This is a genomic window from Rahnella sp. BIGb0236, assembly GCF_004364755.1.
In the GTDB taxonomy this organism is placed as follows: Bacteria; Pseudomonadota; Gammaproteobacteria; order Enterobacterales; family Enterobacteriaceae; genus Rahnella; species Rahnella victoriana.
In genome coordinates, this window is the sequence record NZ_SOAO01000009.1 from 48,444 (window position 1) to 59,456 (window position 11,013).

At 53.9% G+C, this 11,013-nt stretch carries 9 protein-coding genes and 1 tRNA gene; 5 read left to right on the forward strand and 5 right to left on the reverse strand.

What is annotated here, in order from left to right; translation table 11 throughout:
- The 4 genes from recJ (at position 1) to EDF78_RS17515 (ending at position 4,726) form a co-directional block, all read left to right on the forward strand.
- On the forward strand, positions 1–1,734 hold the full coding sequence (gene recJ, locus EDF78_RS17500) for a single-stranded-DNA-specific exonuclease RecJ (protein ID WP_095923355.1): 1,734 nt from the start codon (positions 1–3) through the stop codon (positions 1,732–1,734).
- Between the two features lie 130 nt (positions 1,735–1,864).
- A protein-coding gene (prfB, locus tag EDF78_RS17505) for a peptide chain release factor 2 (RefSeq protein WP_015696003.1) occupies positions 1,865–2,963 on the forward strand; the annotation gives its coding sequence in 2 pieces (ribosomal slippage) (positions 1,865–1,939 and positions 1,941–2,963; 1,098 coding nt in all).
- A gap of 9 nt (positions 2,964–2,972) precedes the next feature.
- Positions 2,973–4,502, forward strand: a complete 1,530-nt coding sequence (gene lysS, locus EDF78_RS17510) for a lysine--tRNA ligase (protein WP_095923353.1) — start codon at positions 2,973–2,975, stop codon at positions 4,500–4,502.
- Between the two features lie 150 nt (positions 4,503–4,652).
- Positions 4,653–4,726: transfer RNA gene (locus EDF78_RS17515), tRNA-Gly, on the forward strand.
- 657 nt (positions 4,727–5,383) lie between these two features.
- On the opposite strand, the gene argG is transcribed toward EDF78_RS17515, so the two are convergent.
- Together argG and EDF78_RS17525 are read right to left on the reverse strand one after the other, a co-directional pair.
- Positions 5,384–6,745 (reverse strand): argininosuccinate synthase, encoded by a 1,362-nt coding sequence (argG, locus tag EDF78_RS17520; RefSeq protein WP_095923351.1) that lies wholly within the window; start codon positions 6,743–6,745, stop codon positions 5,384–5,386.
- Between the two features lie 194 nt (positions 6,746–6,939).
- Positions 6,940–7,416: an Lrp/AsnC family transcriptional regulator gene (locus EDF78_RS17525; protein ID WP_133823568.1), complete on the reverse strand. Its 477-nt coding sequence runs from the start codon at positions 7,414–7,416 to the stop codon at positions 6,940–6,942.
- A 133-nt stretch (positions 7,417–7,549) separates the two neighbouring features.
- Between EDF78_RS17525 and EDF78_RS17530 the strand changes: the two genes are divergently transcribed.
- Positions 7,550–7,966, forward strand: coding sequence for a DUF2000 domain-containing protein (locus tag EDF78_RS17530; protein WP_133823569.1), 417 nt, complete (start codon positions 7,550–7,552; stop codon positions 7,964–7,966).
- 65 nt (positions 7,967–8,031) lie between these two features.
- On the opposite strand, the gene EDF78_RS17535 is transcribed toward EDF78_RS17530, so the two are convergent.
- The 3 genes from EDF78_RS17535 to EDF78_RS17545 form a co-directional block, all read right to left on the reverse strand.
- Positions 8,032–9,216, reverse strand: coding sequence for a sugar transporter (locus tag EDF78_RS17535; RefSeq protein ID WP_119822885.1), 1,185 nt, complete (start codon positions 9,214–9,216; stop codon positions 8,032–8,034).
- A 173-nt stretch (positions 9,217–9,389) separates the two neighbouring features.
- A complete protein-coding gene (locus tag EDF78_RS17540; RefSeq protein ID WP_133823570.1) occupies positions 9,390–9,932 on the reverse strand; it encodes a M15 family metallopeptidase in 543 nt (180 codons plus the stop codon).
- A complete protein-coding gene (locus tag EDF78_RS17545) occupies positions 9,929–10,759 on the reverse strand; it encodes a gamma-glutamyl-gamma-aminobutyrate hydrolase family protein (RefSeq protein ID WP_119822881.1) in 831 nt (276 codons plus the stop codon). Before EDF78_RS17545 ends, EDF78_RS17540 begins: the two co-directional genes overlap by 4 nt.
- Positions 10,760–11,013 lie beyond the last annotated feature (254 nt).

Consider the following 11,013-nt stretch of genomic DNA (forward strand, 5'->3'; position numbering starts at 1 on the left):
GTGACCTTGCAGACTCAACTTCGCCGCCGTGAGGCGGCGACTGGCGTGGATCTTCCCGCCGAACTCTCCCCGCTGTTACGCCGCCTGTATCTCGCCCGTGGTGTGACCCAAAGTCAGGAGCTGGAGCGCGGCGTGCGCGGCATGCTGCCGTATCAGCAGCTCGATGGCATCGATACCGCCGTCGCCTTGCTGCAAAAAGCGCTGGCTGATCGTCTGCGGATTATTATCGTCGGCGATTTTGATGCCGATGGCGCAACCAGTACCGCGCTGACGCTGCTGTCGTTACGCAGCATGGGCTGCGGGAATCTGGATTATCTGGTACCGAACCGTTTTGAAGACGGCTATGGCCTCAGCCCGGAAGTCGTCGAACAGGCGGCGTCGCGCGGTGCGGAGCTGATCCTCACCGTTGATAACGGCATTTCTTCCCACGCGGGCGTGACACTTGCCCACGAAAAAGGCATTCAGGTGCTGGTCACCGATCACCACTTACCGGGCGAAACATTGCCGGATGCCGAAGCGATCATTAACCCGAATCTGGTCGGCTGCGAGTTTCCCTCCAAATCGCTGGCGGGTGTTGGCGTGGCGTTTTACCTGATGCTGGCGCTGCGCAGTGCACTGCGTGAAAGTGGCTGGTTTGAGCAAAACGGCCTGGCGATCCCCAATCTGGCGGAACATCTGGATCTGGTGGCGCTCGGCACGGTGGCGGACGTCGTACCGCTCGATGCCAACAACCGCATCATGGTGTATCAGGGGCTGAACCGCATCCGTGCCGGAAAATGCCGGGCGGGGATCCGCGCGCTGCTTGAAGTGGCAGGGCGCGAAGCCCGCACGCTGTGTGCCAGTGACCTGGGTTTTGCGCTCGGACCACGGCTGAATGCTGCCGGACGCCTCGATGATATGTCAGTCGGTGTCGCGCTGTTACTCAGCGAAGACATCGGACAGGCGCGCGCGCTGGCCAGTGATCTGGATGCGCTGAATCAGACCCGCCGCGAGATAGAGCAGGGCATGCAGGTCGAAGCGCTGGCGCTGTGTGACAAGCTGGAGCGCAGCACTGACGCACTGCCGTTCGGGCTGGCGATGTACCATCCGGAATGGCATCAGGGCGTGGTCGGCATTCTGGCATCACGCCTGAAAGAACGGTTTAACCGGCCGGTCATTGCGTTCGCACCGGCAGGGGACGGCATTCTGAAAGGTTCCGGCCGTTCGATTGCCGGTTTGCATATGCGCGATGCGCTGGAGCGTCTCGATACGCTCAATCCCGGTCTGATGATGAAGTTTGGTGGTCATGCGATGGCCGCCGGTTTGTCGCTGGAAGAAAGTAAATTCGACGAGTTTCGCGACAAGTTCGCCGGGCTGGTCGGCGAATGGCTGGATCCTTCCCATCTGGAAGGGGTGGTCTGGTCGGACGGCGAGCTTTCCGCCCGTGAGCTGACGATTGATACCGCGGAGATGCTGCGCGACGGCGGTCCGTGGGGACAGGCGTTCCCGGAACCGACGTTTGACGGTACGTTCCGCATCCTGCAACAAAAGCTGCTGAAAGAGCGTCATCTCAAGCTGATGATTGAGCCTGTCGGCGGCGGCCCGTTGCTCGACGGCATTGCCTTTAATATCGATCCGACGTTCTGGCCGGACAGCAGCATCCGCGAAGTGCAGCTTGCTTACCGGCTGGATATCAATGAATTTCGGGGAAATCGTAGCGTTCAGCTGATCATCGAACATTTATGGCCGAAATAAGCGATTTTCGCCCGCAATAAACCCTGCAAAAAAACGGCTCCTTGCTATAAAAAGACCGCTAATTCCGTTAGAATCGGCGGTTCGAATGGCATTGGGCCAACTCCGAATCTAACGTAAGACGCGAAAAATCATGTTTGAAATTAATCCGGTTAAAAACCGCATTCAGGACCTGTCCGAGCGGACAGTCGTTCTTCGGGGGTATCTTTGACTATGATGCCAAGAAAGAACGCCTCGAAGAAGTAAACGCCGAGCTGGAACAGCCGGACGTCTGGAACGAGCCAGAACGCGCACAGGCGCTGGGCAAAGAACGTTCCTCACTGGAAGCTATCGTTGAAACCATCGATGAGTTGTTGCAGGGCGCGGAAGATGTGACCGGCCTGCTGGAACTGGCTGTTGAAGCCGATGATGAAGACACCTTCAACGAAACGGTTGCCGAACTCGATGTTCTGACCGCCAAACTGGAACAGCTGGAATTCCGTCGCATGTTCTCCGGCGAATACGACAGCGCGAGCTGCTATCTCGACATTCAGGCCGGTTCCGGTGGTACGGAAGCGCAGGACTGGGCGAGCATGCTGCTGCGTATGTATTTGCGCTGGGCAGAAGCCAAGGGTTTCAAAACTGAAGTGATCGAAGAGTCTGACGGTGAAGTCGCAGGGCTTAAATCTGCCACCATCAAGATCATCGGTGATTATGCATTCGGCTGGCTGCGTACAGAAACCGGCGTTCACCGCCTGGTGCGTAAAAGCCCGTTCGATTCCGGTGGCCGTCGCCATACCTCTTTCAGTTCCGCGTTTGTGTATCCGGAAGTGGATGACGATATCGAAATCGAAATTAACCCTGCCGACCTGCGTATCGACGTATACCGCGCGTCCGGTGCGGGTGGTCAGCACGTCAACAAAACGGAATCTGCGGTACGTATTACCCACCTTCCGACCAACATTGTGACCCAGTGTCAGAACGACCGCTCCCAGCATAAAAACAAAGATCAGGCCATGAAGCAGATGCGTGCGAAGCTTTATGAGTATGAGATGCAAAAGAAAAATGCGGACAAACAGCAGCTGGAAGACAACAAGTCTGACATCGGCTGGGGCAGCCAGATTCGTTCTTACGTGCTGGACGATTCCCGTATCAAAGATTTACGCACGGGTGTCGAAACGCGAAATACGCAGGCCGTACTGGATGGCGACCTGGATAAATTCATTGAGGCAAGTTTGAAAGCCGGGTTATGAGGAACCAAAATGTCTGAGCAACAACCAGCAGCGCAAAGCGCAGAAAACGTACCAGATCTTAACAACGAGCTGAAATCTCGTCGTGAGAAGCTGGCTTTACTGCGTGAATCCGGTATCGCTTTCCCTAACGATTTCCGTCGTGACAGCATCTCTGATGAATTGCATGCGAAATATGGCGAAAAGACCAACGAAGAACTGGAAGCATTAAACATCGAAGTCACCGTGGGTGGCCGTATGATGACCCGCCGTATCATGGGCAAGGCGTCTTTCGTCACCCTGCAGGATGTCGGCGGCCGTATCCAGCTTTACGTTGCGCGTGATGACCTCGCGGAAGGCATCTACAACGAGCAATTCAAAAAATGGGATCTGGGCGATATCCTGGGTGCGACCGGTAAACTGTTCAAAACCAAGACCGGCGAACTGTCGATCCATTGTTCTGAACTGCGTCTGCTGACCAAAGCGCTGCGTCCGTTGCCGGACAAATTCCACGGCCTGCAGGATCAGGAAGCGCGTTACCGTCAGCGTTACCTCGACCTGATCGCTAACGAAGACTCCCGTAAAACCTTCAAGATCCGTTCTCAGATCATGTCGGGCATCCGCAGCTTCATGGTGGAAAACGGCTTCATCGAAGTCGAAACCCCGATGATGCAGGTGATCCCTGGTGGCGCAGCGGCACGTCCGTTCATCACTCACCACAATGCGCTCGACATCGACATGTACCTGCGTATCGCGCCGGAACTGTATCTGAAACGTCTGGTTGTTGGTGGTTTCGATCGCGTATTCGAAATCAACCGTAACTTCCGTAACGAAGGCGTTTCTCCGCGTCACAACCCAGAGTTCACCATGATGGAACTCTACATGGCGTACGCGGATTACAAAGACCTGATCGTTCTGACCGAAACCCTGTTCCGCACCCTGACTGAGTCCGTTCTGGGCAGTAGCGTTGTGCAGTACGGCGAGCAGACTTTCGATTTCGGCAAGCCTTTCGCCAAACTGACCATGCGTGAAGCGATCTGCAAATACCGTCCGGAAACCAACGTGGCCGATCTCGACGATCTGGCTAAAGCGACCGCTATCGCAGAATCTATCGGTATCAACATCGAGAAGAGCTGGGGTTTGGGCCGTATCGTGACTGAAATCTTCGAAGAAACCGCAGAAGCACAGCTGATCCAGCCAACCTTCATTACCGAGTACCCGGCAGAAGTTTCTCCGCTGGCGCGCCGTAATGACGAGAACCCTGAAATCACTGACCGTTTCGAATTCTTCATCGGCGGCCGTGAAATCGGTAACGGCTTCTCTGAGCTGAACGATGCAGAAGACCAGGCACAGCGTTTTGCTGATCAGGTTTCTGCGAAAGATGCAGGCGACGACGAAGCGATGTTCTATGACGAAGACTACGTGACAGCGCTGGAACACGGCCTGCCACCGACTGCCGGTCTGGGCATTGGTATCGACCGTATGGTTATGCTGTTCACCAACAGCCACACCATCCGCGACGTTATCCTGTTCCCGGCAATGCGTCCGCAGACACAGAAATAAGTTTCCTCAGAAACAACAAAAGGGCGCTCCGGCGCCCTTTTTCATGCTGCAGATCACGCCACATGCTAACTGCTTAAAACTCCAGCGCTTATCCGCAATCACGCCTTGCTCCGCCGTCGTAACCGGTTATAATGCCAGTCGCACACCGATGCGGGTGTAGTTCAATGGTAGAACGGCAGCTTCCCAAGCTGCATACGAGGGTTCGATTCCCTTCACCCGCTCCAAAAGCTTCTTCCTCAAATCTGTTCACTACTCTCAAAAATTCACTACCTACTCTCTTTTATTCGTATTTCCTGTACGTCGTTTCTGCATGTCTAAATTTCGAACTCAAAAGTTAAAAAACGATGCAAATCAGCTCCCTCTCCTGCGAAGGGGAGGGCTGGGGTGGGGTATTAAGGTCAGATCGCCATGCGGAAACATCGACTATTTTAGGGTTTGCTAAACCCCCTCCCAGCCTCCCCCTTCGCAGGGGGAGGAGCACGCCTGCAATCCCTGTAGATCATTGCAATTCATTGAATTTATATATAATTATTACATCAATTCCGTTCTTATCCACTTGGTTTAGTCATATTTCCTGTACGTCGTTTCTGCACATTTAAATTTTTGAATCAAAAACTAAAAAGGATGCAAATCAGCTGCCTATACTGCGCAGGGAGAGAAGAAACATGAAGGCTTTCAAGCACGGTTGCCGCGTAAGAATTCGGCCAGCTCCCTCCCCTGCGAAGGGGAGGGTTGGGGTGGGGTATTAAGGTCAGATCGCAATGCGGAAACATCGACTATTTTAGGGTTTGCTAAACCCCCTCCCAGCCTCCCCCTTCGCAGGGGAAGGAGCAAGGAACGGATCCATGCAAGTTCTAGCAAATGGTTTACACCAACAGCAATTACTTATTCTTTACCTGCAATCCGCGCGGCAGATTGTTGTTATCCACCTGCGGTAAACCGGTAGAGGCAGAAGAAGTCAGCAAGCCTGTCTCAACGTAGTTTTGCAGCTTCTCGCGGGTATCGGTGATATCCAGGTTACGCATGGTCAGCTGACCAATACGGTCATCCGGTGAGAACACGGAATCACCTTTTTCCATGGTCAGGCGCTCTGGTTTGTAGGTCAGGTTATCAGACACGGTATTCATGATGGTGTAGTCATTACCGCGACGCAGTTCCAGCGTCACTTCACCGGTGATTTCGCTGGCGACCCAACGCTGAGCGGAGTCACGCAGCATCAGAGCCTGAGGATCGAACCAACGGCCCTGATACAGCAGACGACCCAGCACGCGGCCGTTCGCGTGGTATTGCTCGATGGTGTCTTCGTTGTGAATACCGGTCAGCAGACGTTCGTAAGCGATGTGCAGCAACGCCATTCCCGGGGCTTCGTAGATGCCACGGCTTTTGGCTTCGATAATACGGTTTTCAATCTGATCGCTCATGCCCAGACCGTGACGGCCACCGATGCGGTTGGCTTCCATCATCAGCTCAACGCTGTCGTCAAAGGTCACGCCGTTCAGTGCAACCGGATAACCGCGTTCAAAACGGACAACCACTTCTTCCGCTTTCACGACCACATTCTCGTCCCAGAATTTCACGCCCATAATCGGATTAACGATTTTGACGCCGGAATCGAGGAATTCCAGATCTTTGGCTTCGTGCGTCGCGCCCAGCATGTTGGAGTCAGTGGAGTAGGCTTTCTCGGTCGACATTTTGTAGTCGAAACCGGACTGAATCATAAACTCGGACATCTCATGACGGCCGCCGAGTTCATCGATAAAGTCGGTATCCAGCCACGGTTTATAAATTTTCAGTTCAGCATTGGTCAGCAGGCCGTAACGATAGAAACGCTCGATATCGTTACCTTTGTACGTGCTGCCGTCACCCCAGATATTCACGCCGTCTTCTTTCATCGCGGCAACCAGCATAGTACCGGTGACGGCACGACCCAGCGGGGTGGTGTTGAAGTAAGTGACACCTGCGGTGGTGTTATGGAACGCGCCACACTGAATAGCAGCAATCCCTTCGGCAACCAGTTGCTTGCGGCAATCGATCAGGCGAGCTTTCTCTGCACCGTACTCCATCGCTTTACGCGGAATGGCATCGTAATCTTCTTCATCAGGCTGACCCAGATTGGCCGTGTAGGCATAAGGGATAGCGCCTTTTTTTTGCATCCACAGCAGCGCTGCGCTGGTGTCCAGACCGCCGGAGAAAGCGATACCCACACGCTGATTGATAGGAAGGTGCTTGAGAATAGTTGTCATCGGTTAAATCCTGTATGAATTGGGTCTGTCAGCTAAAGGTTTCAATGCCTATATTGATATCGCAAAACCGGCGTCGGGTAAAAGACATTTTGCATATTTATGTAAATTTTATCGCATAACTATCTACTTGTCATGTTGGCCAGGAAGTGTTTTATTCAACATCGTTCAGCATTTTGCCATACCCTCGAATGTCCTTAAATCCCCTGTAACGGCAACACATCCAGCGGTTTCACTTCCCGAAGCACAAACGAAGTCTGCATCTCTTTAATGCCCGGTAAACGCCGCACCACTTCCATCGCGAAGCTGGAAAAACTGTCGAGATCTTTTGCGACCACCTGCAACATAAAATCCGCGTCACCGGCAATCGCGTAACAGGCAATCACCGGAGGCAGGGCGCCGACTTCCTGCTCGAAACGTTGCGCATCTTCCTCGCTGTGGCTGTCGATTTTTACCCGGATAAACGCCAGCAGCCCCAGCCCGATTTTCTTCCGGTCGATGTTTGCCTGATAACCGGTGATTACGCCGCTGTCTTCCAGCTGTTTCATGCGCCGCCAGCAGGGTGAGGCTGCCATGCCCACTTTTTCTGCCAGCTCCTGATTGGTCATTCTGCCTGATTTCTGAAGTTGTTTAAGAATGCGAAGGTCTGCCGGTGAAATTTCAGATACGGACATAATCTGCCTTTTACGTGTGATTTTTAGAAAGGGATAACCAGATTAGGGCATTTTACCGCGCAAAAAGAAAGCACCTTCCGGCGGCCGGCCGCTATCATTTTTGTCATCAATAATGATGAAAAGGGCGTACAAAATGGCAGACAACCTGCGGGTGGCAATTATCCTCAACCCGGAGCTTCCACCGGGATTACTGGCGAACACGGCAGGCGTAATTGGTATCGGGTTAGCGGCAAAATTCCCGATGCTGGCGGGCAGTTCGCTGACCGATGCGAAGGGCGCCACGACCGCGACCATCTCAAAAACGCCGCTGCCCGTTCTTCAGGCAACGCCCGATCACATAAAGGCGCTGATGTTTAAGGCGCTGGAGGCGGAAGGTGAGCACGGCGTGGTGCCGTTTCCGGTATTTGCCCGCACGATGCATCAGTTTGAGCAATACGAAATGACGTTTCCGCTGCGGGATTTATACGATGAGGTGATCGACGGTGTCGGGCTGGTGGGGCCGGAAAAGTGGATAAAATCGCTGACGGGGAATCTGAAATTATTGCGCTAATCAGTTGAATATAGGGATATAAAAAAAACCGGCAAACATGCCGGTTTTCTTTTCACATTCAGGTGTCAGTTCGTCACTTTCAGCTGCGGATAGCGTTTGAAAATCGTCAGACACCACACGAAGGCCACGCAGCCAATCAGGCCACCGGCGTAACCGACGTGGCTCATTTCCAGATGCAGACTCACCTGATTACCGATTAGCGCGCCCGCGCCGATACCGATGTTATAGATGCCGGAAAGCAGCGCCATCGAGACGTCAGTAGCATCTGTCGCCAGCGCCAGCACACGCACCTGCAACGCCAGTCCGATAATCATCATTGCCAGCCCCCAGATCACACAAAGCACTGAAATCGCAACCGGATTCATCACCGCCACAAACAACAGCAACATGCTGAGGGTGACCAGCAGGATCGGGCCACTGAGCATCGCCGCCGGGAAGCGGTTGCCGAGCACGCTGAACGCAATACTGCCAAGGATGCCCGCGCCGCCGAAAATCAGCAGCAGGAAGGTGGTGAAGTTTTCACCCATACTGGCGACGGTCTGGATAAACGGCTCGATGTAGCTGTACGCCGTGTAGTGAGCAGTCACTATCAGTGCAGTCAGGAGATACATGCCGACCAGCGCCGGACGGCGGAATAACATCGGCACGCTTTTCAGTGAACCCGTATGTTCACTCGGTAACGGTGGCAGCAGTTTGATCAGGCAAATCAGCGTCAGCAGCGCAACGATGCCGATGCTCATAAAGGTGGTGCGCCAGCCAAGATACTGGCCGATCAGGCGACCGAGCGGTAAACCGAGCACCATCGCCAGCGCGGTGCCGGTGGCTAACATACTGAGCGCCTGCGTTTTTTTACCGGCAGGGGCGACGCGGATGGCCAGCGACGCGGTAATTGACCAGAAAATCGCATGGGCGAGGGCGATACCGACGCGCGAGGCGACCAGACTCCAGAAATCCCAGGCCACAACCGAAAGAATATGGCTGGCGATGAATATCACAAAGATGATGATCAGTAACCGTTTTCGCTCAACATTGCGGGTCAGCAGCATCAGCGGCAGTGACATCAGCGCCACTACCCAGGCGTAGATGGTCAGCATCAGCCCGACCTGTGCGGTCTTCATGTTGAAACTGGCGGCGATATCGGAAAGTAATCCGACGGGCACGAATTCAGTGGTGTTGAAGATGAACGCGGCAATAGCCATCATCACAACGCGGAGCCATGCTGTCCTGCGCGAAACGGTATCTGATTGCATTGAAATTTATGACTTATAAGAATGATGTTGGGATCAGGCATCTGTCTGGCAGACGTCTGTTGAGGGCATAGTGTGTTTTATTTGTTCGAAAAATGGAACAGAAAACTGGCCTAACAGATAAATGTTTCGGCGACAATTTTAGTGATGGAAACTGAGAAGCAGGTCACTGTATTTTATTGCGGATGCCAGCACCAGTGCCACGGCTCATAAATGAAGCCCCACGGGTTGTTCAGCGGGAAGGACATCACGAAACCGAAGCCAGCGGCGTTGGCCTGCAACCACTGAAAAGCCTCAGTGTCGCCGAACACGCCGGTCACTTCATCGCAGCCGGGGGTATTGATGTCGACCGCGCAGCCGGTGTGATGTTCGCTGCATCCGGGGGGCGCCAGCGAGGTGAAGAAGACGGCCGGTGAAATTCCCTGATCCAGCTTCTTACGCAGTAACCCGGCCTGATAATCCAGACTGCGAAAAGCAGAGACCAGATAGATCGCCACGCCGTCGGCGGCAGCCTGCTGCTTCATCTTATGCCAGGCGGCAGAGGCGGGGGCGATCAGGCGGTAGGTTTTACCGGTTTCAGGGTCAGTTTCCACATCCTCCAGTAAGTGCTCACTTACTTCTTCGAAGTAGGGCAACGTACGGTGAGCGATCACCGTCGGGTCGATATGCAGATCCCACAATATCTGTTCCGTGCGGGCTTTCAGTTCTGCCTGATTCATGCCGGTTCGTTCCCGGAGCGGCCAATCACATCGTTCATGGCTTCACTCATCGCCTTACCCGCGACGCGCATTCCCTGCTGATAGCGGGCAGCGGCGGTAACAAAGGCATTAAGCAGTTGGGTATCCTGCGCATGTTGCTGATATTCAGGGTGCCATTGCACGCCAAGGCAGAAATCATAGCCTTCACATTCAATGCCTTCGATCACGCCGTCGGGCGCGTACGCATTGACGATACAACCGGGGCCGACCGATTTAACTGCCTGATGGTGCGAGCTGTTGACCTCGTAATGGTCGCGATCTACCGAGCGGCTGAGCAGCGTGCCTTCGACAATCTCCACCGGATGACGCGCGCGCTTTTTGCCGCCCGCGTTTTCAGTATCGACAGTCGTGCTGTGTTCAAGGGCATCGGGCAGCGCATCGGGGATGTGCTGATGCAGCGTGCCACCGGTCAGAACCGCCAGCAGTTGCTGACCGCCGCAGATCCCCAGCAGCGGCATATTGCGCTGCATGGCACCTTTGACGATGGCTTTTTCAAATTCGGTGCGGGCGGGTTTCAGACGCACCTGATCGCTGGTCTGTTGCTCATTAAAGAGTTCAGGCGGAACATCAAACGCGCCGCCGGTGACGACAATCCCGTCGCACAACGCCAGATATTCATCGGCCAGTGCGGCGTGATGTGGCAAGGCCAGCGGCACGGCGCCCAGCTCTGCCAGACTGTTCATGTAATTTTGTCGTAACGCATACCACGGAAAATCGGCATAGCCCCCGGCCTCCTCACTGTCGAGTGTTACCCCTATCACCGGTCTGGATTGAAATTTTGTCTGCATTCGCCTGAGTCCCTGCCATGAAGATGAAAAACAATCAGAAATTTCACCATATCAAGCCGTGGTCGAGGCAAACAATATAAATTATCAATAAGTGGTATTTTCAGTATTTACCGCTGGTTTTATCACCCGTTCGGGTGGCGGGGCAGATTTATTTTTCTCCTAAGTCTGCGTTTTCCTGACAAAATTCCGGCATAGCTTGACACTTCCTGATAATTTTCTGCCCCCTTCTTCAATATTCATTCTCATTTAGTTCT